This is a genomic window from Mesorhizobium sp. M0954 (assembly GCF_040319155.1).
Lineage (GTDB): Bacteria > Pseudomonadota > Alphaproteobacteria > Rhizobiales > Rhizobiaceae > Mesorhizobium.
This window is the reverse complement of sequence record NZ_JAMYNR010000030.1, coordinates 12,879-36,679: the sequence shown is the minus strand read 5'-3', so window position 1 is coordinate 36,679 and position 23,801 is coordinate 12,879. Positions and strand designations below refer to the sequence as shown.

The 23,801-nt window shown below is 62.5% G+C and carries 26 protein-coding genes; 11 read left to right on the top strand and 15 right to left on the bottom strand.

Annotated elements, in window-relative coordinates; translation table 11 throughout:
* The first annotated feature begins 27 nt into the window (after positions 1–27).
* Positions 28–591 carry a peroxidase-related enzyme gene (locus NKH93_RS28230; protein ID WP_352683681.1) on the top strand — a complete coding sequence of 188 codons (564 nt, stop codon included), beginning with the start codon at positions 28–30 and terminating at the stop codon, positions 589–591.
* 137 nt (positions 592–728) lie between these two features.
* Positions 729–1,052: a YciI family protein gene (locus NKH93_RS28225; protein WP_023678126.1), complete on the top strand. Its 324-nt coding sequence runs from the start codon at positions 729–731 to the stop codon at positions 1,050–1,052.
* Positions 1,053–1,062: 10 nt separating this feature from the next.
* Here the strand turns inward: NKH93_RS28225 and NKH93_RS28220 are convergent, their stop codons facing one another.
* On the bottom strand, positions 1,063–1,677 hold the full coding sequence (locus NKH93_RS28220; protein ID WP_352973680.1) for a LysE family translocator: 615 nt from the start codon (positions 1,675–1,677) through the stop codon (positions 1,063–1,065).
* A gap of 393 nt (positions 1,678–2,070) precedes the next feature.
* Here NKH93_RS28220 and NKH93_RS28215 point away from each other — a divergent pair, with 393 nt between their 5' ends.
* Positions 2,071–2,697, top strand: coding sequence for a DUF1062 domain-containing protein (locus tag NKH93_RS28215; protein WP_352973679.1), 627 nt, complete (start codon positions 2,071–2,073; stop codon positions 2,695–2,697).
* 110 nt (positions 2,698–2,807) lie between these two features.
* On the opposite strand, the gene NKH93_RS28210 is transcribed toward NKH93_RS28215, so the two are convergent.
* Entirely contained in the window at positions 2,808–3,554 is a 747-nt protein-coding gene (locus NKH93_RS28210; RefSeq protein WP_352973678.1) for a M48 family metalloprotease, read from the bottom strand.
* A 241-nt stretch (positions 3,555–3,795) separates the two neighbouring features.
* Positions 3,796–5,625 carry a translational GTPase TypA gene (gene typA / locus NKH93_RS28205; protein WP_352451241.1) on the bottom strand — a complete coding sequence of 610 codons (1,830 nt, stop codon included), beginning with the start codon at positions 5,623–5,625 and terminating at the stop codon, positions 3,796–3,798.
* Between the two features lie 198 nt (positions 5,626–5,823).
* On the opposite strand from typA, the gene NKH93_RS28200 reads away from it, so the two are divergent.
* Positions 5,824–6,105, top strand: coding sequence for a hypothetical protein (locus NKH93_RS28200; protein WP_352451242.1), 282 nt, complete (start codon positions 5,824–5,826; stop codon positions 6,103–6,105).
* A 47-nt stretch (positions 6,106–6,152) separates the two neighbouring features.
* Here NKH93_RS28200 and NKH93_RS28195 read toward each other — a convergent pair whose 3' ends face one another.
* Together NKH93_RS28195 and NKH93_RS28190 are read right to left on the bottom strand one after the other, a co-directional pair.
* Positions 6,153–7,727: an alkaline phosphatase D family protein gene (locus NKH93_RS28195; protein WP_352973677.1), complete on the bottom strand. Its 1,575-nt coding sequence runs from the start codon at positions 7,725–7,727 to the stop codon at positions 6,153–6,155.
* Between the two features lie 280 nt (positions 7,728–8,007).
* Positions 8,008–9,291, bottom strand: a complete 1,284-nt coding sequence (locus NKH93_RS28190) for an MFS transporter (protein WP_352474677.1) — start codon at positions 9,289–9,291, stop codon at positions 8,008–8,010.
* An 82-nt stretch (positions 9,292–9,373) separates the two neighbouring features.
* On the opposite strand from NKH93_RS28190, the gene NKH93_RS28185 reads away from it, so the two are divergent.
* Positions 9,374–9,979 (top strand): TetR/AcrR family transcriptional regulator, encoded by a 606-nt coding sequence (locus tag NKH93_RS28185; RefSeq protein WP_352973676.1) that lies wholly within the window; start codon positions 9,374–9,376, stop codon positions 9,977–9,979.
* Positions 9,980–10,077: 98 nt separating this feature from the next.
* The gene (locus NKH93_RS28180) at positions 10,078–10,668 is read left to right on the top strand and encodes a hypothetical protein (RefSeq protein WP_352973675.1); all 591 of its coding nucleotides are present in this window, start codon (positions 10,078–10,080) and stop codon (positions 10,666–10,668) included.
* Between the two features lie 17 nt (positions 10,669–10,685).
* On the opposite strand, the gene ppa is transcribed toward NKH93_RS28180, so the two are convergent.
* The 6 genes from ppa to NKH93_RS28150 all read right to left on the bottom strand — a co-directional run bounded on the left by ppa (position 10,686) and on the right by NKH93_RS28150 (position 15,166).
* Positions 10,686–11,216: an inorganic diphosphatase gene (gene ppa, locus NKH93_RS28175; protein WP_352451245.1), complete on the bottom strand. Its 531-nt coding sequence runs from the start codon at positions 11,214–11,216 to the stop codon at positions 10,686–10,688.
* A gap of 116 nt (positions 11,217–11,332) precedes the next feature.
* Positions 11,333–11,839: a GNAT family N-acetyltransferase gene (locus NKH93_RS28170; RefSeq protein ID WP_023678138.1), complete on the bottom strand. Its 507-nt coding sequence runs from the start codon at positions 11,837–11,839 to the stop codon at positions 11,333–11,335.
* Between the two features lie 117 nt (positions 11,840–11,956).
* Positions 11,957–12,595: a TPM domain-containing protein gene (locus tag NKH93_RS28165; protein ID WP_352474681.1), complete on the bottom strand. Its 639-nt coding sequence runs from the start codon at positions 12,593–12,595 to the stop codon at positions 11,957–11,959.
* A 10-nt stretch (positions 12,596–12,605) separates the two neighbouring features.
* Positions 12,606–13,448, bottom strand: coding sequence for a TPM domain-containing protein (locus NKH93_RS28160; protein ID WP_502896508.1), 843 nt, complete (start codon positions 13,446–13,448; stop codon positions 12,606–12,608).
* Positions 13,449–13,500: 52 nt separating this feature from the next.
* A complete protein-coding gene (locus NKH93_RS28155; RefSeq protein WP_502896507.1) occupies positions 13,501–14,295 on the bottom strand; it encodes a TPM domain-containing protein in 795 nt (264 codons plus the stop codon).
* Between the two features lie 226 nt (positions 14,296–14,521).
* Positions 14,522–15,166, bottom strand: coding sequence for a LemA family protein (locus NKH93_RS28150; RefSeq protein WP_352470713.1), 645 nt, complete (start codon positions 15,164–15,166; stop codon positions 14,522–14,524).
* Between the two features lie 161 nt (positions 15,167–15,327).
* Between NKH93_RS28150 and NKH93_RS28145 the strand changes: the two genes are divergently transcribed.
* The 3 genes from NKH93_RS28145 (at position 15,328) to NKH93_RS28135 (ending at position 17,303) form a co-directional block, all read left to right on the top strand.
* Positions 15,328–15,579, top strand: a complete 252-nt coding sequence (locus tag NKH93_RS28145) for a hypothetical protein (RefSeq protein ID WP_352701295.1) — start codon at positions 15,328–15,330, stop codon at positions 15,577–15,579.
* 9 nt (positions 15,580–15,588) lie between these two features.
* Complete coding sequence (pdxY, locus tag NKH93_RS28140) at positions 15,589–16,473, top strand: pyridoxal kinase PdxY (protein WP_352470715.1); 885 nt, start codon at positions 15,589–15,591, stop codon at positions 16,471–16,473.
* A gap of 62 nt (positions 16,474–16,535) precedes the next feature.
* Entirely contained in the window at positions 16,536–17,303 is a 768-nt protein-coding gene (locus tag NKH93_RS28135) for a DUF429 domain-containing protein (protein WP_352973695.1), read from the top strand.
* An 11-nt stretch (positions 17,304–17,314) separates the two neighbouring features.
* On the opposite strand, the gene NKH93_RS28130 is transcribed toward NKH93_RS28135, so the two are convergent.
* Positions 17,315–18,517, bottom strand: coding sequence for an aromatic ring-hydroxylating oxygenase subunit alpha (locus tag NKH93_RS28130; protein WP_352920568.1), 1,203 nt, complete (start codon positions 18,515–18,517; stop codon positions 17,315–17,317).
* 420 nt (positions 18,518–18,937) lie between these two features.
* Here NKH93_RS28130 and NKH93_RS28125 point away from each other — a divergent pair, with 420 nt between their 5' ends.
* Positions 18,938–19,342: a hypothetical protein gene (locus NKH93_RS28125; RefSeq protein WP_352973674.1), complete on the top strand. Its 405-nt coding sequence runs from the start codon at positions 18,938–18,940 to the stop codon at positions 19,340–19,342.
* An 88-nt stretch (positions 19,343–19,430) separates the two neighbouring features.
* Here the strand turns inward: NKH93_RS28125 and NKH93_RS28120 are convergent, their stop codons facing one another.
* Together NKH93_RS28120 and NKH93_RS28115 are read right to left on the bottom strand one after the other, a co-directional pair.
* Positions 19,431–21,518 carry a PAS domain S-box protein gene (locus tag NKH93_RS28120; RefSeq protein WP_352973673.1) on the bottom strand — a complete coding sequence of 696 codons (2,088 nt, stop codon included), beginning with the start codon at positions 21,516–21,518 and terminating at the stop codon, positions 19,431–19,433.
* 46 nt (positions 21,519–21,564) lie between these two features.
* Complete coding sequence (locus tag NKH93_RS28115; protein WP_198023578.1) at positions 21,565–22,344, bottom strand: response regulator; 780 nt, start codon at positions 22,342–22,344, stop codon at positions 21,565–21,567.
* Between the two features lie 46 nt (positions 22,345–22,390).
* Here NKH93_RS28115 and NKH93_RS28110 point away from each other — a divergent pair, with 46 nt between their 5' ends.
* Positions 22,391–23,077 carry a response regulator transcription factor gene (locus tag NKH93_RS28110; protein ID WP_292663715.1) on the top strand — a complete coding sequence of 229 codons (687 nt, stop codon included), beginning with the start codon at positions 22,391–22,393 and terminating at the stop codon, positions 23,075–23,077.
* 76 nt (positions 23,078–23,153) lie between these two features.
* On the opposite strand, the gene NKH93_RS28105 is transcribed toward NKH93_RS28110, so the two are convergent.
* A complete protein-coding gene (locus NKH93_RS28105; protein WP_352973672.1) occupies positions 23,154–23,321 on the bottom strand; it encodes a hypothetical protein in 168 nt (55 codons plus the stop codon).
* Between the last annotated feature and the right edge of the window lie 480 nt (positions 23,322–23,801).

Sequence of the window (23,801 nt, the reverse complement as noted above, 5' to 3'; positions counted from 1 at the left end):
CCTGGCGAAAAAGAGGAGAGATCCGCCATGACGGACAAAATCACCGCGCTTGACCTGGCACCGGCGGAGCTGAGCGACGCGACCAAGGCCTATTTCACCAAGTGCCGGGAGAAGCTCGGCCTCGTTCCCAACGTGCTGCTCGCCTATGCCTTCGACGAGAAGAAGCTGCGCGCTTTCACCGACATGTACAATGATTTGATGCTGGGTGAATCCGGCCTGTCGAAACTCGAGCGCGAGATGATCGCGGTGGCCGTCTCATCGGTCAACCATTGCTACTATTGCCTGGCCGCGCATGGCGCGGCGGTGCGCCAGCTTTCCGGCGACCCAGCCTTCGGCGAGATGATGGTGATGAATTTTCGCGCCGCCAAGCTGTCGGACAGGCAACGCGCCATGCTCGAATTCGCGGTGAAGCTGACCGGGCAGCCGGCAAAGATCGTCGAAGCGGACCGGGCGGCGTTGCGGCAAGTCGGCTTTTCCGACCGCGACATCTGGGACGTCGCCTCGACCGCGGCGTTCTTCAACATGTCGAACCGGCTGGCATCGGCAATCGATATGCGGCCGAACGATGAATACCATGCGATGGCGCGATAGGGCACCGCCGTTGCGAGTCAACGGCATATTATATTAGCTACTTCGCATTATCGTTGCTTGTTTGCCGGTTTGGTCCGATGATCGGCATGCGGCATGACCGCATGCCGGTTCGATGCCGCCGATCAGAGGAGGAGAACATGGCGAAATTTCTCTACGTCTATCACGGCTCGGGCAAGATGCCGACCGAGGAGGCCGAACGGAAGGCAGCGATGGATGCCTGGAACGGCTGGTACGGCAAGCTTGGCTCAGCGGTGGTCGACGGCGGCAATCCAGTCGGCATGTCGAAGACCCTGCTGCCTGGCGGCAAGGTCGAGAACAATGGCGGCAGCAATCCGACCGCCGGTTACACCATCATCGAAGCAAAGGACATCGACGATGCCGTCGGCAAAGCCAAGGATTGTCCTATCTTGACGGACCCGGGTTTCAGCGTCGAGATCGCGCCAATAATCGAAATGGGTTGACGCGCCCGGCTCAAGACCGCGCGGCGATCGCCGCCGCAGCGCCGGCCATGGTACCGGCGCTGATGCGGTTGGCGATTTTCATCGCCCGCTTGCTCCTCAAGAGCTTGCGCGCCTGCGATGCGGCGAGCACCCATGTCAAATCGATGGCGACCAGGACCACTGCCATGGTCGCCGTCAATTCGATCCAGCCGACCATGCTGACCGAACCGAGGTCGATGATGGTCGGCAGCAGCGCCAGATAGAACATCATGATCTTGGGGTTGCCGAGCGTCACGGCCATGCCGGCAAAGAACAGTCTGACGGGCGAATCTTCGCGCGGCAGCGAACCTTCTTTTGCCTCGACCGGCGCCGTCCACATCTTCCAGGCCAGCCAGGCGAGATAAGCAACGCCAACCCATTTCACGACGACAAAGGCAAAATGGAACGTCTGCGCCACCACGGCGAGGCCAAACACCGCCAGCGACAGCCAGATCGCTTCGCCGATCCACATCGCAAGCAGGAACGGGAACACGTCGCGAAACCCTTTTGCGATGACCCGCGCCACAAGAGCGGCGATCGATGGGCCGGGCGAGCCGGCGGCAACAAGCAGGGCGCCGGCAAAAATCAGAAGCGATGTGAAATGCATGACGCGGATCCCGTTTGAAATGTTTGGGTCGTTCAAGATAACCCAACTGGTCCGACGACAGTAGCGTCCACCGAAAGAAGGCTTGTCGGCCAGGCACCTCGCGGCTAGAAATGTCGTCCCGACATCATTTCGAGCTTCACTTTGCCTTCGTAACCGCCGGTCTCGTCAACTCCCCCAACACAGAGCAGGGCGTCGCAGTCGCGATGCCTATTTTCACATCATGTGTTCCTCGGGTGGCGGTTCGAGACCGGTTTGGCACTGCTGAATCGCTGTCGCGCATAACCACCCGCGACACCTGATTTCCAACTGCCGCAGTCTCTCGCCACGCCGTCCCCGCATGGGTTCTCGATATCGCCGATCTGACGAACTTCCCGACGGGAATGGCTTTTCGGCATGCCTTCGATACTGCGTATCCGCTGGACGATCACACCCAAGACCGCACCTCGACCTCACCTCAACTGCAATCGCTGCGGCGGCCTGAGAGGCTATCGCTGCAGCGGCAAATTCCGGGTCAATGCCAACGGCAAGCGCATTGACGCCTGGTTGATCTACCGCTGCATCGACTGCGACAATTCCTGGAATTTCGGCATTCTGGAGCGCTGCAGCCGCCGCGATATCGAACCGACAATATTGCAGGCGCTCGAAAGCAACGATCCGGTCCTGGCGCGGCGCCATGCCTTCGATGTTGCCGCATTGCGAAGCAGTATCGGGCGCGTCGAGGAGTTTCCCGAAGCCGTCGTTCATAAGCAGGCGCTCGGGGATAGACCGGAAAATACCAGCGCGCTCGAACTTCAGCTCTGGCTCGAAATGCCGACAGCGCTGCGGCTCGACCGGTTGCTCGCCAACGAACTCGGTGTCTCGCGATCGCGGCTTCAGGTTTGGGAAGAGAAACGATTGCTGGTGGTTGGTCCGGACGGAGCCAAAGCCTTGCGCAAGCCAGCGCGGGCGGGAACGGCGATCCGCGTCTATCTCGTCGGCGAGCCCGACCGGGAAGCCATCATCTCGGCTGCCGGCGGATGAAACAACGAGGGAAGGGAGCACACGAGTGCTCCCTTCCCTCGTTGTTGCAGACTACAACAAAGAAACTTGCGCCGCGCCGACCACTTTCGCCGATTTCCCGAAACGCAATCCTAAGCTGTTTCCAAATCCTTGGCATTTTTCCTTCGGTGAAACGCGCCAAGGAATCGCAAGGGAAGAGTAAGCATCGATAGATTGGGATGTGCCTTGCCCATCATTTTCCATGCGTAACGGTCTGCCTGCCGTTCCTGATCAGGATCCTGTCCAGATTCGACATGCTGCAGCGCGTGGTGTCCTACCTCATGATAGAGCGTTTTCTCGATCATGAATCTCCGAACTGCGTTCCCAATCCTGTGCTCGGATGGGCGTCGCCAGACAATCTCGATGACCGATACCGCCTGGAGGTAGGTACCGGCGAATTCGGGCTCGGGAGATTCCGGGATTATGTAGATTCGCGAAATGCCAACCAGATCGGCTTCAGGTACATTTGCGAGCCAGCGGCCAACGTGCCGAGAGGCTTCAAAGCGACTGTCGAGCTTGCCATGCTCCAGAACAATGATGCCGCCGACCGAAGACCGCCGCCAGTCGTCCATTGTAAAGCGGACGATGCTGCGGAGCGCAGCTCGCATGAGGGGAGTTATCGGTCTTGCGAGCGAAGCCGACATATATCGTCGGGATGCGTCTTCGTTGATATCGTGCAGAGCAGTAGCGAGGCCCGCCACAAGCGTTGCGATTTCGTGATGGGAAACCTTGCCTAGATCGATCCTTGCAAGTTCGTGCTCGATCGCTGGCAATACTGCATTGCCAAATCCAACAAGATTCTTGTGAGCAACGAGCCTTCGCCGCATGTCATTTTGCATAAGGCTCCGGACGAAAGCCTGAACGGCATTTCCCACACCCGTTTCCCCGCCTTTACCCACAGCTAAACTACCGTGACAAAGAAGGAGAGAGCGAAAATATCATGGTATTGCGACGACTCCGCTGTAGCCTCTGAAGAGACACTGAGCGGCCGGCGCCACATTCCTTCTGGCGACAAGCCGTGTCCGCTCAGCGGGAAGGAACGCGTGTTTCGCCCCTCCATTCCGCCCAGAATAAAAGCTCTTACGCTGCGCCGACCACTTTCGCCGACTTCTCAAAACGCTTGCGCTCGTTCGGATCGAGATAGAGCTTGCGCAGGCGGATGGTCTTCGGCGTCACTTCGACCAGCTCGTCGTCCTGGATCCAGGCCAGCGCGCGTTCCAGCGTCATGCGGATCGGCGGTGTCAGCTTTACCGCCTCGTCCTTGCCGGCGGCGCGGATGTTGGTCAGCTTCTTGCCCTTGAGCACGTTGACTTCGAGGTCGTTGTCCCTGGAATGGATGCCGATGATCATGCCCTGATAGACCTTGACGCCGGGGTCGATGACCATCGGGCCGCGGTCTTCCAGGTTCCACATGGCGTACGCCACCGATTCACCCTGTTCGTTGGAAATCAGCACGCCGTTGGTACGGCCCGGCAGCTCACCCTTGTAAGGTTCATAGGCATGGAACAGCCGGTTCATCACAGCGGTGCCTCGCGTGTCGGTCAACAGTTCCGACTGGTAGCCGATCAACCCGCGCGTCGGTGCGTGAAAGACGATGCGCTGGCGATTGCCGCCCGAAGGGCGAAGCTCGACCATCTCGGCCTTGCGCTCCGACATCTTCTGCACGACGACGCCGGCATGCTCCTCGTCGACGTCGATGACGACTTCCTCGACCGGCTCCAGCAATTCGCCGCTATCGCCCTTCTGCATGACGACGCGCGGCCGCGACACGGCGATCTCAAAACCTTCGCGGCGCATCGTCTCGATCAGCACGGCCAGCTGCAATTCGCCGCGGCCGGAAACGAAGAACGAATCCTTGTCAGGTGATTCCTCGATCTTCAGCGCGACATTGCCTTCGGCCTCGCGCAGCAGGCGGTCGCGGATGACGCGGCTGGTCACCTTGTCGCCTTCGGTACCGGCCAGCGGCGAATCGTTGACGAGGAAAGACATCGTCACAGTCGGCGGATCGATCGGCTGCGCGTGCAGCGGCTCGGTCACCGACAGGTCGCAGAAGGTGTCGGCGACAGTGCCTTTCGACAGGCCGGCGATGGCGACGATGTCGCCCGCCTGCGCTTCGTCAATGGGCTGGCGCTCGAGCCCGCGGAAAGCAAGGATTTTCGAGATTCGGCCGGTTTCGACCTGGGTGCCGTCATGGTGCAGCACCTTGACCGCCTGGTTGGATTTCAGCGTGCCGGATTCGATACGGCCGGTGATGATGCGGCCGAGGAAAGGATTGGCTTCCAGGATGGTGCCGATCATGCGGAATGGGCCGGGATGAACGGTCGGGGCCGGCACGTGCTTGATGACGAGGTCGAACAGCGGCGCCAGAGCCTGGTCCTTCGGACCTTCGGGGTTTTCCGAGACCCAGCCGTCGCGGCCTGAACCGTAAAGGATAGGGAAGTCGAGCTGCTCGTCGGTAGCGTCAAGTGCTGCAAAAAGATCGAACACCTCATTCACCACTTCGACGTGGCGGGCATCTGGCCGGTCGATCTTGTTGATGACGACGATCGGCTTCAGTCCAACCTTGAGTGCCTTGCCGACCACGAATTTGGTCTGCGGCATCGGCCCCTCGGCGGCGTCGACCAGCACGATGGCCGAATCCACCATCGACAGAATGCGCTCAACCTCGCCGCCGAAGTCGGCGTGGCCGGGCGTGTCGACGATGTTGATGCGGGTGTCCTTCCAGTCGACCGAGGTCGCCTTGGCCAGGATGGTGATGCCGCGTTCCTTTTCGAGGTCGTTCGAATCCATGGCGCGCTCGGCGACGCGCTGGTTGTCGCGGAACGAGCCGGACTGTTTCAGAAGCTGGTCGACGAGGGTGGTTTTTCCATGGTCGACGTGCGCGATGATCGCGATATTGCGGATTTTCATGTTTTGGTCTCGGGAGCGTTGCAGGCAGCAGGCCAAAAGGCGCTGCCTCTTTCGGTTGGGCGGCTCATACAGGGTTTTTCGCAATTGCGAAAGAGGAGGCGAGCCACCAAATAAAGTCACCAAATCTTAAATGTCTTGGTGTGAAGTGGAATTATTAACCAAGGCGGAACCTTTCATGGTCCGGGCAGTTCGAATTTCATGATCGAGATAGGCATCAAACTCCGGCCGATTTTGGCATGTACCGCGCTTGCCGTCCTCCTCGCGGCCGGCGCGGCGCAATCGGCGGCGTCGTTCAAGGAGACGCGGTCTGCTTTGCCGTCCGACAAGCCGTCGGCGGAGCAGCTTTTTGCCGATGCTCCCGATGGCGTCGATCCGGTGGTGACCGGGCCGGTCAGCGCCGCCTTCAAGCAGCGGCAGCAAAATGCCGGATGCGACAGCGCCGTCTGGCCCAACATTCCCGTCGTCTGCTATCCCGATTGATATACGTTCCTACCCTCGGGCTGGCCCGAGGGTAGTGGCGCCGTCGCTCACGCCGACCGCACCGGATCGAGCGTGACCTTGTAGAGTTCGCTGTCGTCGCGATCCATCAGCCGCACCGTCAACTGCTCGGTGGCGCCATCGATCTCGACGAGCCCGAAGAACTGCAGGCCGGCCGAAGGCGCCAGGTTTTGACCCTGTTCGGCAGTTGGTGCCTTTATGAACTTCAGCTCCGGGCCGAATGTCATATCGAAACCATTAGGCCCGAACGTGCCGGAATGGATCGGACCCGAAACGAATTCCCAAAACGGATCGAAGTCCTGGAATTGCGCCTTGTCCGGATTGTAGTAATGCGCGGCCGTGTAATGCACGTCTGCGGTGAGCCAGACAGTGTTGCTGATACCCGCATTCTTTATATAGCGAAGAAGGTCGGCAATTTCCAGCTCACGCCCCTTGGCCGGGCCATCGTCGCCATTGCTGACCGCCTCGGCCCCTACCTTCTTGGTGCCGTCGTTCCAGACGATGAGGCCGAGCGGCATGTCGGCGGCGATGATTTTCCAGGTTGCGTTGGAATTCGCCAATTCACGCTTCAGCCACTTGATCTGCTGTTCACCGAGGATGCGCGATTGCGGCGTCATCGTCTCCTGCATATCCGGACCGTTGGGGCCGCGGTAGGAACGCATGTCGAGGAAGAACACGTCGAGCAGCGGACCATAGGCGATCTTGCGGTAGACGCGGCCGGGCTCCGACGGCTCGTAACGGATCGTCGTCATTTCGTGGAAGGCGCGCGCCGCACGTGCCGCCAGCACATGGATGGATTTTTCAGTGTAGCGATCGTCGGCGCTCAGGTCCTTCGAGTCCGACCAGTTGTTCAGCACCTCGTGGTCATCCCACTGATAGAAGGTCGGACAGATGGCGCTGAGCGCCAGCACATGCCTGTCCATCATGTTGTATTTCCACTGCGCCCGGTATTCGTCCAGCGTCTCGGCAACCTTGCGCTTCTCGTCGATCAGCACTTTGTTTTTCCACTTGCCGCCGTTGGGCAGGTCGACCTCGTCCTTCATCGCACCATCGGCATAGATCGTATCGCCCGAATGCAGGAAGAAGTCGGGCGTGTGCTTGGCAATGGTGGCGTAGGTCTTCATGCCGGTCTCGTCGATACCCCAACCTTGGCCGGCGGTGTCGCCCGACCAGGCAAAGCGAATGTCGCGCTTCGAGGCAGGTGCCGTGCGGAAGCGGCCGACGACCGGCTCGGAAACGGCGTTGATGTCGGCAAGATCGGCCGCGACCATGCGGTAGAAGATGTCCTGGTCGGATGCGAGATCGGTAAGCAGCCGCTTCACCGTATAATCGCTGGCCGGCGAGGTATCGAGCGGCGCCAGGCGGACGGCACTGGTGAAGCTTTCGGTCGGCGACACCTCGAACATGACGCGCGACGGCCGGTCGGTGCGTGTCCAGACCATGCCGCTGGTGGCGTCGACGTCGCCGGACTGGATGCCATGGGTGAAAGCCGGGCGCTGATTGGCGCGCGAGTAATAGGGAAGGGCGAGGCCCGAGGCGCCGACCAGGCCAACGGCGCTGGCCGACGTGACGAAAGCGCGCCGCGTCATCGAAATCTTGTTCATGGCTGTCTCCTGGATGGCATTGAACGTCGCCGCCAAGCTCCAGCTTCAATGTTTCAGGCACATTTCGAAACGATGAAGGTTTGATAACAGTGAACAGGCTGGCGAATCTCCCTCCTTGAGGGGGAGATGTCGCCAAAGGCGACAGAAGGGGGTCGTCTCGCGCGGAGCACCGACCTCTTGCATCGGCGATAAGGGGCCGAGCCCGGTTGGACCGACCCCCTCTGGCCGCTTCGCGGCCATCTCCCCCCCAAGGGGGGAGATTAGCACGGCCGATTGCGCCCTACGCCGCCTGCGGTTCCGGATCAAACGCCGGGCGGCTGGTGTTGATCAGCAGCGAGATGCAGGCGGCGGCTATTGCCGTCATACCGGCGATCAGGAAGGCAAGCTCGTAATTGCCTTGCAGCTCGCGCATGGTGCCGCCGAAGAAGGCCGCCGTTGCCGCACCCACCTGATGGCCGGCGACGATCCAGCCGAAGACGATCGGCCCGCTGCGGTCGCCGAACGCCTCGTTGGAAAGCCTGAGCGTCGGCGGCACCGTGGCGATCCAGTCCAGTCCGTAAAACACCGCGAAGATGATCAGGCTGGTCGCCGAGAAGCCGGAATAGGGCAGATAGATCAGCGACAGGCCGCGAATGCCATAATAGACGCCGAGCAGCTTGCGCGGGTCGAAACGGTCGGTGAGCCAGCCCGACAGCGTCGTGCCGATAAGGTCGAAGATGCCCATCATCGACAGCAGGCCTGCGGCCTGCACTTCGCCGATGCCCATATCGCCGCAAAAGGCGATCAGATGCGTGCCGACCAACCCGTTGGTGGTGAAGCCGCAAACGAAGAAGGTGGCGAACAGATACCAGAAGACGCGCGTGCCGGCGGCGCGGCGCAGCGTGCTCAATGTATGCGAAAGGAAATTGCCTTGCGAGGCTGGCGGCACCGGCGGCACGTCGTCGGCATCGGCGCCATAGCGGACCATGCCGATCGACGCCGGGCGCTCCGGCACCAGCATATAGACCAGCGGCACCAGGCAGGCGGTGGCCACGGCAATGGCGATGGCGACCGGCTTCCAGCCGCCCGACTGGGCGAGCGAGGCGAGCAGCGGCAGGAAGACCAGCAGCCCGGTGGCACTGGACGCCGACATCAGTCCCATCACCAAGCCGCGATTGGTCTTGAACCAGCGGTTGACGATGGTCGCGCCGAGCACGGTGGCGACGGCGCCCGAGCTGACGCCGGAAAACACGCCCCAGGTGAGGAGCAGATGCCACGGTTTGGTCATCAACAGGCTGAGCGCGGTCGATCCCGACATCAACAGCAGCGCGGCAAGCAAGGTGCGGCGCAGCCCGATCCGCTCCATCAGCGCCGCGGCAAACGGCCCGGTCAGGCCATAGAGGAAGATGCCGGTGGCCGCCGCCAGCGACACCACGTCGCGCCGCCAGCCGAAACTGTTCTCCAGCGGCAGCATCATGACTGCCGGCGCCGAACGCAGGCCCGCTGCGATCAGCAGGCAAAGGAAGATGACGGCGACCACGACGAAAGCGTAGCGCTGGCCAAACGGGCGGGATTGAGCTATCATGTTACTGACCGGTACGTTGCAGGAGCGCGAAACATACGTACCGACCGGTAACATTGTCAACCAGCTAATCGGCAGACCAGGCATGAAAAGCATTGAACCAACGATCAAGGCCAATGACGCACCGCCGCCTCGCGCCGCCGAACGGATTCTCCAGGTGGCGCGCGATCTGTTCTACCGGCAAGGCATCAGGGCGATCGGCGTCGACGAGATCGTGCGGCGTGCCGGCGTCACCAAGCCCAGCCTCTACCGCAGCTTTCCGTCCAAGGACGAGCTGGCCGCATCCTACCTCCGGCACTATGACCTCGAATTCTGGGAGCGTTTCGACGAGGCGGTGGATGCCCATCCCGGCGATCCGCGCGCGCAGATCGTCGCCTTCCTGACGCGTGTCGGCAAGCGTACGCAAAGGCCCGACTATCGCGGCTGCGGCATGACCAATGCCGCGGTCGAATATCCCGAACATGGCCATCCGGCCCGCGTCGTGAGCGAGGCCAACAAGCAGGAACTGCGCCGCCGCCTGCATGCCATGGCGGCAGAGATGGGCGCCGGCGACGCCGACACGCTGGGCGACGGGCTGCTGCTGCTGATCGAGGGCGCCTATATTAGCGGCCAGCTGTTCGGTGCCGGCGGACCGGCGCAGTCGGTGGCCCGCAACGCCGATCTTCTGATAGAGGCAAGCTTGAAGAAATAGTAGTCCGTTTTACAAGACCACTGTGCGCAGCCTGACTTCCTCTAGGCTGCCGCTAAATTTGACGGTACGCTGCGCCCCCCGAACTGAGTTGTTCCGCCATGCGCGCTCTCTTGATCCCGCTTGCCCTCGCCGGTTTCTGCCAGGCGGCCCGGGCCGGCGACATATCCAGCGTCTATACCGATCTCGATTGGGAGAAGGACTGCGTCACCTATGCCCAAGCGGAAGAAGGCGACGGCGACTGGGCCGATCTCGCCTGTTCGGGCTACCGCGGCTACCCCGTGCTGGTTTCCTACGACGATGCGCGGGAATCGCTGTTCTACGGCCTTCCACCCGGTGATATGACCACGGTCTGGGAAAGCTTTTCCGGCCTCAATTCGGCTGGACCCAAAATCGAGTGGCGGATCGAAACCAACGGCAAAACTGCCATTCCTTTCGCCGTCATCCATCGTCGCTCGATCAGCGATAGCGAGGGCGAGAACAAGTCGACGGAAGTGCTGATTGTGGCCAAGGTTGCCCAGCCTGACGCCCACGAAGGCTGCACGATCGGCCTTGTGCTCGCCACCGGCAATCCCGCGGCCAACGATCAGGCGCGCAAGCTTGCCGACGAGAAGGCACGCACCTTCGCCTGCGGCAAGGACAAGCGTGAGGTGCTGGGCGACGCGCCCGCTTTCGGCCGCGTCGACAACTGATTATTTGCGCCCGATAATTACTTGCGCCTGGCCCGCTCGATTGCCTCGACGATCATCTTCTTGGCATAGGCCGCATCGTACCAGCCTTCGATCTTGACCCATTTGCCGGGTTCGAGATCCTTGTAGTGCTCGAAAAAGTGCTGCACTTGCTGGCGGGTGATGTCGGGCAATTGCGTGTATTCGTGGACGTCCTCGTAGCGCAAGGTCAGCTTGGGCGAAGGCACCGCGATGACCTTCTCGTCCTGGCCGGCATTGTCCTCCATCACCAGCACGCCGATCGGCCGCACATTGATGACGCAGCCTGGCACCAGCGCGCGCGTGTTGCAGACCAATACGTCGATCGGGTCGCCGTCGCCCGATAGCGTATGCGGTACGAAACCGTAATTGCCGGGATAGCGCATCGAAGTGTGCAGGAAGCGGTCGACGAACAGCGTGCCGGCCTCCTTGTCCATCTCGTACTTGATCGGCTCGCCGCCGATCGGGACCTCGATTATGACGTTGACGTCCTCGGGCGGGTTCTTTCCGCTGGCAATCGCTTCGATACGCATCGCTTTATCCCTCTCTCGATTGCAGATCGATAGCGGGCGACGGCGAATGGTGCAATGCGGCGAATGGTACGGGGAGATCGTCCGAACCGAAAACCGGCCGGATCATGCGCTGGCCGTCATTCCCAGACGAAAGCGACCTTCTTCAGCGCCTTCTGCTCGAAGATCTCGACGCCTTCGGCAACATCGCGGCCACCGGCGCCGGCATAGAAGGCAAGTGCGTTCTGATTGTCTTCCAGCGCCCAGACCACCATGCCTTTCAGGCCATGGTCGGCCAGCCGTGCCCGCGCGGCCGAGAACAGCCGGCTGCCGAGCCCGATGCCTTGATATTCCGGCCGCAGGTAAAGTTCGTAGATCTCGCCCTGCTGCCTGAGTTCGCGGGCGCGGTTCTTGCCGATCGTCGCATAGCCGGCAATTTTGCCGCCGATTTCGACGACCAAAACGGTGGCAGCGCGGCGAATGGCATTCGCCCACCAGTCGGCGCCGCGGCGGTTGATCATCGATGTCAGCGTGCGGTGCGGGATGATGCCCGAATAGGCGCCGCGCCAGGCCTCGAGATGCACGTCGGCGATGGCGGCTGCATCGCGCGGTTCGGCTTTCCTGATGTCGATGCTCAGCGTATTCATGATTGGTTAACCATAAACCCGCCGCGCCCGATTGCAAGAGTCCGGTCAACCGCAGCGATGCTTTCACACAGCCGGACGGTGCGTCCTTGAGACGCTGCGAAACCGCTTTTGGCGAGATCAAATCTCGATCAGATGGTCGTCCAGTTCGTTGCTGTCGCCGGTCGAGACCGGAAAATGCTCGGCCAGTACCCCACCGACTGCTTGGATCGCCTTGACGAACCCGTCGGCAAGCCGATCGTCGCCGGCATGCGCCGTAAGGTCGCGGACGACACCGTCCCAGACATGCTGGCCGACACGAGAATCGATGCCGCTGTCGGCGACCACCTCGGCGTAGCGCTCGGCAATCGAGACGAACACCAGCACGCCAGTGCGCGCCGTGGTGCGGTGGACGTTGCGGGCGAGGAACTGCTTCATCGCATTGGCGTGGGCGGCCTGGTAGCGCAGCCGCCTCGGCACCAAATGGATGCGCAATGCCGGCAATGCCCACAACAGGATGAGCACACTGGCAAGCGCTAGAAGCTCGGCGATGACGAAATGCGGCAAGCGGATCGACAGCCACCAGGCTTCCAGCCCATAACCGACGGCGAGGCTGACGACGAGCATGCCGAGCATCGCCATGAAGGCGGCCGGGAAGAAATAGCCGTCGCTGGCATGCGCCACGACGCAGTAGATCTCGCCGTCGGTCTTTGATTCGGCAGCGCGGATCGCATCGGCGATGCGCTCATGATCCTCGGGGCTGATCGGTCGTGTTGCCATGATTGATGTCTCACCAGCTTCCTGAAGAACCGCCGCCGCCGGACGAGCCGCCGCCGCCTGAAAACCCGCCGCCCGAACTTCCGGACGACCAACCGCTGCCGGAACTTCCAGACGACCAGCCACTGCCTGACGAGGTCCCGGACGTCCAGCTACCGCCGCCGGAAGATGACGAAGCTGGCCCACGGCCGTAGCGAAACGTCATGCCCAGCCACTTGTACACGCCCGGCGACAGCTTCGTGCCGAAGATCGGCGGCAGGAACGCCATTGCCAAGCCGCCGAAGAACATCGTCGCCCACAGGACAATGAACAGCATGAAGATGGGATCGACAGGATTGTCATTCGCCGGATTGCGCTTGCCGCGCGCCTCCAGCTCTTCGGGATTGCCTTCCAGCACCATGATCATGTCGTCGACGGCCTTGCTGATGCCGCCTGAGAAATCGCCGGCACGGAAGGCCGGCACCATGTCGTTTTCGATGATCAGCTTGGTATGCAGGTCGGTCAGCGTGCCTTCCAGCCCATAGCCGACCTCGATGCGCATCTTGCGGTCGTTCGGCGCCACCAGCAAAAGCACGCCGTTGTTCTCCTTCGCCTGGCCCAGTTTCCAGGCGCGGAACAGCCGGTTGGCGTAAGGCTCGATCTCCTCGCCGTCGAGGCTGGGGATGGTCGCGACGACGATCTGGTCGGACCCTTTGGTCTCGAACTCGGCAAGCTTCTGCGTCAGCGCCGTCTCGGTCGCGGCATCGATGATGCCGGCGTTGTCGACGACCCGTCCGGTCAGCGCCGGCAGTGCGGCGGCGAAGGCCGCGAAGCCGACCAGCAGCACCGCCATGGGCAACAGCGCGGTGCCGATCATTTTGATGAAACGGCCGGATTCCACCGGGCTGATGGCGTGTCTTGTCATCTCGTCACCAACTTCCCGAGGAGCCGCCGCCGCCGGACGAACCGCCGCCGCCGGAAAACCCGCCACCGCTTGAACCCGACGACCATCCCCCGCCGGAACCTCCCGACCAGCCGCCGGACGACCGCCGGTTTGGCTCGAAGGTCATGCCCAGCCAGCGATAGCGGCCGGGACCGATCTTCTGGCCGAAGATCGGCGGCAGGATGGAGGCTGCGAGGCCGCCGAAAAAGATGATTGCCCAGATGGCTATGAAGATCGTGAAGAACAGATCGTCGCTGTTGAACGGCGGCTGCTGGTTGCGTTCGCCGCGCGCCTCCAGCTCTTCGGGATTGCCTTCCAGCACCATGATCATGTCGTCGACGGCCTTGCTGATGCCGCCTGAGAAATCGCCGGCACGGAAGGCCGGCACCATGTCGTTTTCGATGATCAGCTTGGTGTGCAGGTCGGTCAGCGTGCCTTCCAGCCCATAGCCGACTTCGATGCGCATCTTGCGGTCGTTCGGCGCCACCAGAAGCAGGACGCCGTTGTTCTCCTTCGCCTGGCCCAGTTTCCAGGCGCGGAACAGCCGGTTGGCGTAAGGCTCGATCTCCTCGCCGTCGAGGCTGGGGATGGTCGCGACGACGATCTGGTCGGACCCTTTGGTCTCGAACTCGGCAAGCTTCCGCGTCAGCGCCGCCTCGGTCGCGGCATCGATGATGCCGGCATTGTCGACGACCCGTCCGGTCAGTGCCGGCAGTGCGGCGGCAAGGGCGGTGAGCGGGAGGAACAGACCAAGGCAAAGAAGAAGCAAAGTGACGCTCAGAAGCGTCAGGTTTGCACTTCGTCGCGCCCCCCTCTGTCCTCCCGGACATCTCCCCCACTTGGGGGAAGATCGACTATCGCGACCGCTTTCGCCAACTCCCAAGGTCGGTGATTGGCCGCCTTGGCAAGAGCTGCCAATCTCCCCCCAAGTGGGGGAGATGTCCGGCAGGACAGAGGGGGGCGCGACGGAATACAAGGCCAACAGGCCCAGGCTCAACAGGCGCCGTTCACCCGCCTTGCGTGGTGTTGGTGCCGAAATCGACCTTCGGCGGCTGCATCTTGTCCTCCTCGATGGTGAAATTCGCAAACGGCTGGTTGCCGCGGAACCACAAGGTCGCCCAGATCACCGACGGGAAGGTCCTCAGCGTCAGATTGTACTCTCTCACTGCCTGGATATAGTCGCGGCGGGCGACCGTGATCCGGTTCTCGGTGCCTTCGAGTTGTGCTTGCAGCGCCAGAAAGTTCTGGTTGGCCTTGAGATCGGGATAGTTCTCCACCACCGCCAGCAGGCGCGACAGCGCGCTGGTCAGGCCGGCCTGGCTGTCCTGGAATTTCTTGAAGGCTTCCGGATTGTTCAGCGTTTCCGGCGTCACGGTCACCTGCGTCGCCTTGGCGCGCGCTTCGACCACGGCATCGAGCGTGTCCTTCTCGTGCGCCGCGTAGCCCTTGACCGTGTTGACCAGATTGGGGATGAGATCGGCGCGGCGCTGGTATTGATTCAACACCTCGCTCCATGCGGCCTTGGCGTTTTCCTCAGCTGTTGGAATGGTGTTGTAGCCGCAGCCGGCAAGCAGCGGCAGCATGACGGCCATAACCAGGAACGCAGCTAAATTACGGAAGATTGGCGGCGAAGAAAGGCGCTGGGCAAGCATGATAAGTCCCCTCGATAGCATTGGCAGGCGAAGCATTAGCACAATCCTTGCGTAAGAAAATGACTTCGGCCGAGAAGTGTTACTGGTTTCTGCCATTCGCCGTCGGGCCCTGTGACAGACGAGGCGAACGGGTTAAGCTCGGCATAAAACGGGACATCACCATGGCGAAACGCCACGACAGCGACGCGGAATCGCGCCGCATCATCGAACGGGTGGCGCGCGAGACCGAGCCGGGGGGCACCTCGTTCCTTGCACGAACGACTAAAGGCGCGCGCGACCACGTCACTGCGGCCGATGCCGACCGGTCGGACCCGATCGAATATTGGGGCACCCGCATCGGTCGGGCAGCGGGCTTGCTTATTGCCATCGGCCTGTTGATCTGGCTCGTGCTTTTCGTCACCAGGGGCAGTTAGGAAAAATCAATGAGTGCCGAAAAAACCGACGCGCCGCGCGCGGTCATCGTCGTCTCCAGTCATGTCGCCCGTGGCTCGGTCGGCAACCGTGCCGCTGTCTTTGCGCTGGAGACGCTCGGCTTTCCGGTTTGGGCGGTACCGACCGTCATCCTGCCCTGGCATCCGGGCCATGGCCGGGCCACCCGCATTGTGCCGCCGCTGGACCAGTTCAAGGCGCTGATGGCCGACCTCGAGCGCGCGCCGTGGCTGGGCGAGGTCGGCGCCGTGCTGTCCGGCTATCTCGGCGAGGCTGGCCAGGCCGAAGCCGTCGCTTCGCTGGTCGGCGCGGTCAAGGCGAAGACGCCGGACGCCCTCTATATCTGCGATCCGGTGATGGGCGATTCGGGCGGGCTCTACGTACCTGAGCCGACCGCAATCGCCATGCGCGACCGGCTGATGCCGATCGCCGATATCGCCACGCCCAACCGCTACGAGCTGGAATGGATGGCCGGAGCGCCGCTGCCCGACTTGAAATCGGCAATGGCTGCAGCCCTGCAGGCCGGCCCACCGGCCATGCTGGTCACATCGGCGCCGGCGATGATGGCCGGCGGCACCGGCAATTTGCTGCTCGCCGGCAGAGAGGCACTGCTTGCCGAACACCGGCTCATCGACAAGCCGCCGAATGGGCTCGGCGACCTGACGGCTGCCGTCTACCTGGCGCGGATCCTGTCCGGCCAGCCGGCCGCCAAGGCGCTGCAATCGACCACGGCGGCGGTCTACGAGATCCTGGCGCGGACCGCCAAGCGCGGCGGCGACGAGTTGCAGCTCGAGACCGATGCCCAGAGCCTGTCGCACCCGATGGCGATGGTGCAGCTTCGCCATCTGCTGCATCCGGAACGGGACCGCCGGGCGTGACGCAGGCCGAAGACGCCGTGCCCCAGGATGATGCGCCCGAGGATGTTGCGCCCGACGATGTTATGCCCTGGGGTGTTGTGCTTGTCGGCGTCGACGGTTGCAAGGCCGGCTGGATAGCCGTCCGCCGCGATCCCGGTGCGGCACCGTCGACAGCCGTTTTCCCGAGCTTCGCGGCGTTGCTCGACCGACTGCCCGCCGACTCGTTGGTAGCGGTCGATATGCCAATCGGCCTGCCCGATTTCTCGCAACGAGGCGGTCGCGGCCCGGAGGCGCTGGTGCGGCCGCTGCTCGGGGCCCGGCAGTCCAGTGTCTTTGCCATCCCCTCCCGCGCCGCGCTTTACGCCGAGGTCGAAGCCTTCACCACGGTCGATGCCTGGTACGCCGCACATCGCAAGGCAAGCGAGGTGGCCAGGACAACCTCAGATCCGCCGCGCGGTGTCTCGATCCAGGCCTTCGGCATCTTCGCCAAGATCCGCGAGATCGATTCGCTGCTGATCGCGCGGCCCGAACTGCGCAGCCGCGTCTTCGAATCGCATCCGGAAGTTGCCTTCTGCAAACTGAACGGCGACCGCGCTATGCGCCTGCCGAAGAAGATCAGGGGCAACATCAATCCGGCCGGCATGGCCGAACGCAAGGCGCTGCTTGCCCAGCATGGTTATAGCCAAAATTTTCTCGACCAGACGCCGCCGCGCGGCGCGGCCGCCGACGATTTCCTCGACGCCGCGGCGATGATGGTGGTTGCCGGACGCATCGTCAGAGGCAAGGCAATGCCATTTCCGGATCCGCCGCTCGCCGATCGTTTCGGCATTCCGGTCGCCATTTGGGCCTGAGGACCGGGGCGTCAGGAGCGTGATCTGAGCGCCTCGTTGAGTGCCCACATATCCTTCTCCTCGGGCGCGGTCTCCAATCCGAGCACGGGAACTTGCTTACGCAAATGGTCGTGGTGGGTGCGCACGCCATATTCGAGATCGGAGAGGTAAAAACCTCCGAAGGCTTCGGACAGCATGGATTCGTTGGACCATATCGAAAGCTGTACATCCTCGGCCAGCGTGTCGCGGTCGATGCGGTAGGATAGGTAGCGGGCTGCCGCCTGTTCCCGGGTCTCGTCGCGATAGCGGTAGATGGCGCCGCGCAGCAGCGTCTCACCCGTCGACAGCGGAAATTCCTGATAGAACTGCACCGATTCCGGCATGAGCGACAGCACGTTGTTCGGGAAGATGCCGTAGTAGATCCAGGCCTTGCGCAGGTGTTCCGGCAGGTGCTTCGCCTCGGGTGCGAGCTTGATGTACTGCGCGACGCTCCAGCGCCGTCCGGCATGCGGATTGTAGGTGGCGAACGAGCGCGACACGCCGTTGACGAACGGCTCGTCGAAATAGGTCGCACCGTAAAGGTCCTGCAGCGCCGGATGCGCCATGGCGACATGGTAGCCTTCATTGTCGACATCGCGCACCGACTTCCAGTTGACCGGCGTCCTTTGGGTCCAGATGCCCCAGGACGGCACCATCTCGGCGACGCCGTAATGGGCAATCTCGGCTTCGATCGGCTTCAACAGCTCGGCCACCGATGGCTGCGGCCCACCCTTGCGGAAGCGGATGAAGATGAAGCCCATCCAGATTTCGAGCTCGAGCGGCATCAGGCCGAATTCGGTCTTGTCGAGGTCGGGGAAGGAACGGGGGCGGGCAGCACCGCGCAGCGTGCCGTCGAGATTGTAGACCCAGCCATGAAAGGGGCAGACCAGCGCATTCTTGCAAGTGCCCTGGCTGTCGGCAACGACGCGACTGCCGCGGTGGCGGCACATATTGTTGAAGGCGCGCACAACGCCATCCTTGCCGCGCACGATCAGCGCCCGCTCGCCGACCACATCCATCGTCAGATAGTCGCCGGCGTTCGGCACGTCGCAGACATGGCCGGCGATCTGCCAATGGTTGCGGAAGACGTGCTCTTTCTCGAGTTCGAGCAAGGCGTCGGAATGATAGCTCCAGCCCGGCAGCCCCCGCCGATCCCAATCGTTGGGGATTGCCACGTCACGCAGATGCGGGTTCATAAAAGGCTCTTTATTTATTGAATGCTCGTTCAATAAAAGCATATTTTCCATTGAAATGCAATGGCTTGGGAAAATGGGGCGAATTCTTGACGGGAAATCGAACGGGATTCGAGAGCCCAGTCCGAATGATCGAAGTCGGGAAAATCCCGGGAATTCCAGACGTTAATCCCCTTACAGTTGTTGAGCGCCCGACGCTCTGTGGGCCTGGAAAGGCGACGTGGATCTGGTGCCGTGGGTAGCGGAAAACGAGCACAGAATGCCACCGGTGCTGCCAGCTACGCCGGATCGGTTTGCCCAGGAATGGCCGCGGGCTTGGTTTCATGCCGGTTACACAATCGTTAATCCATCATCGTTGGCCGGTTACAAGGTGCGATTAAGTTCGTTTCAACAGAGAAAAGAAGAAGACCGAAGGAAACGACGATGCGTACGAAAATCCAGATCACCGATACCGACCTTCGCCAGCAGGGTCCCCAGCGTAACGACCGGCGCCCGAAGCTGGCGCTGCGCCAGCGCGCCAGTGATCATCCAATGGCGATGTTCATGCTGCTGGCGGCTGCCGCATTTGCCGGCATGGCGTTGACGCCGACCGTCGGTCCGGCCTTCGCCTCACTGAACCCGCCGGCCAACCTCATCGATGGCGCGACGACCACCACCAAGACGGCGCGCCTGCCGATTCCGGAGATCGATTTTGCCTGCAAGGGGCAGGCCTGGGGCGCCGAGAGCCTGGACTGCCTGCGCGTCATCGCCGCCCAGTCGGGCAAGGCACGGCCGGTCCGCATGATCGCCAACGCCGCACCACTGGCCGATACGCCGAACGTTTTTTGATTTTTTGCGAGCGCCCTCCAGCACTCCAGTCAGGCTCCCGCCGCAATGTCGGCCGGGAGCCTTTTTCTTCCGGGAGAGATCTCGGAGTCTAGCCGCCCAGAGCCGCCTGCTCGGCAATGGCCGAGAGCACGCCGCGCACATCCAGCGTGCTGAACGGCTTTTCGAGGATTGGCGGCCGCTGCGGCGCCGGTAGCGCCTCGATCTCGCCTTTCGCGCCGATCAGATCGCCGGTGACAAGCACGAAGCGCTGCGCCAGACCCGGCAATTCGGCGAGTAGCTCGCGATAGGCGGCTATGCCGCTGGTGCCGGGCATGCGCAAATCGGAAAACACGATGTCCGGCGGCACATGGCCGCTCAGCGTCGCGGCGGCCGAGACCCAGGCCGGCACGATCCGCGACTTGATGCCCATCAACTCCAGAATGTCGGACAGCGACGCGGCGACATCCGGCTCATCGTCTATGATCAGCGCGTGACGCAAGCCGCTCGACCGCGACGGAGCTTCGCCGGCGGCGGCCGCGCCGGCCGCGATCGCCGGCAGCTGCACGACAAAACGCACACCTCTCGGCGAAACCTCCTCGAACCAGATATTGCCATTGTGCCGCTCGATGATCGATTTCGAGATCGACAGGCCGATGCCGGTACCGACACCGACCGGCTTGGTGGTGAAATAGGATTCGAATATGCGTGAACGTATCGCTTCCGGCACGCCTGGTCCGTTGTCCTCGACCGAGAACCCGGGATTGCCGCGGTCGCTGCGAAACGTCCGGACCTTGATCCGGCGGTCGCCGGCAACGCCGGCCAAGGCGTGCTGGCTGTTGATGAGGAAGTTGGCGGCCACCTGCGTGACGTGGTCGGCATCTGCCATGGCCAGCAGCGGGCCGCTGGCGAAATCGGTGTCGATGATGATGCCGCTCGACCGTGCGCCATAGGCGGTCACTTCGAGTGCGGCGCGGATCACCTGGTTGAGGTCGGTTTCGGCCTGTGCGGCCGGGTGCAGGCGGACCATCGACAGGAAGCTCTTGACGATACGGCCGCAGCGCTCGGCAGCGGCACGCACCTTTTCGGCGCGCACCTTGGTCTGCGGATCGGCGGCGAATTCATGCAGCAGCGTCGACTGGGCGACGACCACGGCCAGCGGGTTGTTGAGCTCGTGCGAAACGCCGGCAAGCAGCGAGCCCATCGCCGCCATCTTCTCGTTCTGGTGCAGTTTTTCGCGCTGGCGGTTGATTTCCTCCTCGGCGCGCAATCTGTCGCGCAGGTCGCGGATAGAGCCGAAGATCAGCTGGCGATCGGCGACCCGCATCTCGGTTGCCGTCAGCTCGATCGGAAAAACCTCGCCGGCGGCGTTCTGGGTGACCGTTTCGAGCCGCTGGCCGACCATCGGCGCGCCGCGGCCCGACATGTATTCGGCGCCGGACGCATAGCCCTTGCGGTAATATTCCGGCACGACCGTGTCGAGCAGGTCCTTGCCGAGGATATCGCTGCGCCGATAGCCGAACATCTTCTCGGCGGCCGGATTGAATTCGATGATCGAGCCGGTCTCGTCGATGACGATGATGGCGTCGAGCGAGGCCTGCAGCATGGTGCGGCGAATGACGTCACTGGCATGCGCGTCGGAGGGCGATCGTTCGATGGCATCGCCGATCGCGAGTGCCACCATGTGCAGCGCCGCCTCTTCCTGGTCGGTCCATTCGCGTTCGTTGACGCAGTCGTTGACCGCCAGCGTGCCCCACAAATTGCCGTGCGAAAAGACCGACACCGACAGGAACGACTTGATGTTCTGCTTTTCGAAATCGGTCCGCAGAAAGCCTTCGAGATCGCGTGTGTGCCCGGCGAAGATCTTGCCTTGACGCTCGTCCTCCGCCAGCCGTTCCAGCAATGGGTCCGAATCGACGACCGACTGCACGATGACGGTAGGTGATGCCAGCTCGCCGCCAAACCGGGGGGCGATCCAATAAGCGGCGACCGACTGGGCGAAGCCCTGGCCGGGCAGTTCGCGCAGGCGAAACAGGATGCCGCGGTGACAATCCATGGCTTCGCAAAGCGTCTGGAGAATACCCTCCATTTCGCGTTGCCAGTCGCCGGCTTCGCGCAGCCGGCGAACCACATGCACGGCCGCCATCGCCGCGCCCTGCCTGGCGCCCTGCATGTCCGCGCGTGTTGTTTCAGCCGTCATGGTCAGCCGTCATTTCCTGGCCGTGGCTTGCTCAAGCCGCCGGGCCTTAGTTGTTCTCCCCGACTGGCAGCGAGAAGATATAGCCTTCGCCGCGCACCGTGCGCAGGAATTTCGGATTGGCCGGATCCGCCTCGATCTTCTTTCTCAGCCGCATGATGCGGATGTCGACGGCGCGGGACGATTCCGGGTCCTCGACGAAACCGATCGCCTCGGAGATCGCCGCCCGCGTCAACAGCCGGTTGGCGCGCGTCAGGAACACCTCCAGCACGTCGAACTCGCTCTTGGCCATGTCGATGACCGCGCCGTTGGCGCCGGTGACGAGCCTGCCGTCGAGATCGGCGTGAAAGGGTCCGAAGCTCACGGACCGGCGGCCGCCGGATGTTTCAGCCTTGGCCTTTTGTGGCTCGGTCGGCTCCGGAACGCGGCGCAGCACGCTGCGCACCCTGGCCAGCACTTCGCGCAATTCGTAAGGCTTGACGATGTAGTCGTCAGCGCCGAGCTCCAGTCCGACGATGCGGTCCAGCGCGGTACCGGCCGCCGTCGCATAGATGATGCCGATCGGCATTTTCGACCGCATCCAGCGGCCGAGCGACAGGCCGTCCTCGCCCGGCATGGCGATGTCGAGAATGGCCAGATGGAAGGACTGGGTTTCCAAAAGGTCGCGCGCCGCCGCCGCACTTTCGGCCGTGGCCACATCATAGCCGCTGGCGCCGAGATACTCGGCGACCGCATCCCTCAGGTCGGGCTCGTCCTCGACAATGACAATTCGTGCCCGCACGATGCTTTCGCTCCCGCTTTCAGCGGAAAGTAGATTGGGTATAAACATGATGTCCAGCACTCTTCTTGGGTTGCCGTATGCGGGGTAGAAAAACATGGCTGCACGATCCGTTATCGCGCTTGTTTCCGTCGCTGAAGTAATTGCGACCGATCTCGCCGATCATCTCGAGCGGCGCGGTCATGACGTCCGCGCGGCGCGACAGCCGTGGGAGGCCGAATCGCTGCTTTCGGAAAAGGGTATCGATGTCGTGGTTGTCGGCGACAGCGTCAGCCAGGCAGAGGGGCGCGACCTGCTCAGGCGACATGGCGGCGAAGGTGGACCGGATTTCATCCTGATCTGCCGCCCGGCCGATCTGGTCGACAAGGTTCTGGCGCTCGAACTCGGCGCCGCCGACGTCGTCGAAAGCCCGCTCAATGTCAGGGAGCTTGCCGCTCGCGTCGGCGGCCTTCTGGCTCGGCGCGGCAGGAGCGCCGGGGAACTGATCGTGCTGGAGAACGCGACCGTCGATCTCCGATCGGCCATCGTCATGCACCGCTCGGGCACGGAAGAACAGCTGTCCCCCGGGCAGGTGGCGCTGCTCAGGCTGTTCCTGGCCAGCCCGCGCAAGGTGCTGACGCGGGACGACATCATCGCCGCCGCGCCCGCCGAAAATGCCGAAGCCTTCGATCGGTCGATCGATTCGCGCATCGTGCGGCTGCGCCGCAAGCTCGATACCGAAACCATCACCACCATACGGGGTGCGGGCTACCGGTTCGATCCGCCGACGCAATTCGCCGATTGAAGGCAGGACGGCCACCCTTTTGTCTTGAGCATCGGATTTTCCCAAAACCGGTTTCCACCTTGGGGTCCGATGCTCTTCAGCGCACCACGAGAAGCGACGGGCCGGACGGCATGTCACTGTTCGTGCTGACCTCGCCGGCATGGGCACGTTCCTTCAGCAGCACGGTGGCGAGGCCGGCAATGCCGAGCAGCCCCTGGACGTAAAGCAGCGCGGAAAGCACCGAAGCGGCCAATTTCGTTTTCATCCTGTTCGTTCCTCAAAATTGGAATTTACGGGCACTTCAGGGGAACCCCCGAAGCGCCCGCGCCGCCAGCGGAGCCCCCCGTTGCGGCGCGGGCCTTCGGTCCTCTCGGCTGCAAGTTGCCGGAGGCGCCGCGCATCCTCAACGGCCCTAAGCCGCCCCCGCCAGAGGGGCTTGAGCCGGTCGACGCGCAGGCTGGAAACTGTCCAGACCAATCCAGACCGTAGCGAAAACAGTGTTGGCTTCCGATCGTTCGTTGACCGCTGTTTTCGTTAGGTCAACTTTGCCTGTTCGCTGTATCCGGATCATGCCGCCGAGGCTGCGCTTTGTTGCAGCTCGGTTTCGGAGTCAGGTGAATTCCTATCAAACGAAAGGCAATCGCGTATTCGTGCCGCGGTTTGGCCGATCCGTCTAGGCAAACACGCCACCGTCATGACGACGTCGTGCAACTGCAAGCTGCTTTGCACGGACCTTTTCTGTTAA

Coding starts and splice junctions, on each gene's coding strand:
- NKH93_RS28230 (WP_352683681.1), top strand. CDS start 28: ATGACGGACAAAATCACCGCGCTTGACCTGGCACCGGCGGAGCTGAGC.
- NKH93_RS28225 (WP_023678126.1), top strand. CDS start 729: ATGGCGAAATTTCTCTACGTCTATCACGGCTCGGGCAAGATGCCGACC.
- NKH93_RS28220 (WP_352973680.1), bottom strand. CDS start 1,677: ATGCATTTCACATCGCTTCTGATTTTTGCCGGCGCCCTGCTTGTTGCC.
- NKH93_RS28215 (WP_352973679.1), top strand. CDS start 2,071: ATGCCTTCGATACTGCGTATCCGCTGGACGATCACACCCAAGACCGCA.
- NKH93_RS28210 (WP_352973678.1), bottom strand. CDS start 3,554: ATGCAAAATGACATGCGGCGAAGGCTCGTTGCTCACAAGAATCTTGTT.
- typA (WP_352451241.1), bottom strand. CDS start 5,625: ATGAAAATCCGCAATATCGCGATCATCGCGCACGTCGACCATGGAAAA.
- NKH93_RS28200 (WP_352451242.1), top strand. CDS start 5,824: ATGATCGAGATAGGCATCAAACTCCGGCCGATTTTGGCATGTACCGCG.
- NKH93_RS28195 (WP_352973677.1), bottom strand. CDS start 7,727: ATGAACAAGATTTCGATGACGCGGCGCGCTTTCGTCACGTCGGCCAGC.
- NKH93_RS28190 (WP_352474677.1), bottom strand. CDS start 9,291: ATGATAGCTCAATCCCGCCCGTTTGGCCAGCGCTACGCTTTCGTCGTG.
- NKH93_RS28185 (WP_352973676.1), top strand. CDS start 9,374: ATGAAAAGCATTGAACCAACGATCAAGGCCAATGACGCACCGCCGCCT.
- NKH93_RS28180 (WP_352973675.1), top strand. CDS start 10,078: ATGCGCGCTCTCTTGATCCCGCTTGCCCTCGCCGGTTTCTGCCAGGCG.
- ppa (WP_352451245.1), bottom strand. CDS start 11,216: ATGCGTATCGAAGCGATTGCCAGCGGAAAGAACCCGCCCGAGGACGTC.
- NKH93_RS28170 (WP_023678138.1), bottom strand. CDS start 11,839: ATGAATACGCTGAGCATCGACATCAGGAAAGCCGAACCGCGCGATGCA.
- NKH93_RS28165 (WP_352474681.1), bottom strand. CDS start 12,595: ATGGCAACACGACCGATCAGCCCCGAGGATCATGAGCGCATCGCCGAT.
- NKH93_RS28160 (WP_502896508.1), bottom strand. CDS start 13,448: ATGATCGGCACCGCGCTGTTGCCCATGGCGGTGCTGCTGGTCGGCTTC.
- NKH93_RS28150 (WP_352470713.1), bottom strand. CDS start 15,166: ATGCTTGCCCAGCGCCTTTCTTCGCCGCCAATCTTCCGTAATTTAGCT.
- NKH93_RS28145 (WP_352701295.1), top strand. CDS start 15,328: ATGGCGAAACGCCACGACAGCGACGCGGAATCGCGCCGCATCATCGAA.
- pdxY (WP_352470715.1), top strand. CDS start 15,589: ATGAGTGCCGAAAAAACCGACGCGCCGCGCGCGGTCATCGTCGTCTCC.
- NKH93_RS28135 (WP_352973695.1), top strand. CDS start 16,536: ATGCCCTGGGGTGTTGTGCTTGTCGGCGTCGACGGTTGCAAGGCCGGC.
- NKH93_RS28130 (WP_352920568.1), bottom strand. CDS start 18,517: ATGAACCCGCATCTGCGTGACGTGGCAATCCCCAACGATTGGGATCGG.
- NKH93_RS28125 (WP_352973674.1), top strand. CDS start 18,938: ATGCGTACGAAAATCCAGATCACCGATACCGACCTTCGCCAGCAGGGT.
- NKH93_RS28120 (WP_352973673.1), bottom strand. CDS start 21,518: ATGACGGCTGAAACAACACGCGCGGACATGCAGGGCGCCAGGCAGGGC.
- NKH93_RS28115 (WP_198023578.1), bottom strand. CDS start 22,344: ATGTTTATACCCAATCTACTTTCCGCTGAAAGCGGGAGCGAAAGCATC.
- NKH93_RS28110 (WP_292663715.1), top strand. CDS start 22,391: ATGGCTGCACGATCCGTTATCGCGCTTGTTTCCGTCGCTGAAGTAATT.
- NKH93_RS28105 (WP_352973672.1), bottom strand. CDS start 23,321: ATGAAAACGAAATTGGCCGCTTCGGTGCTTTCCGCGCTGCTTTACGTC.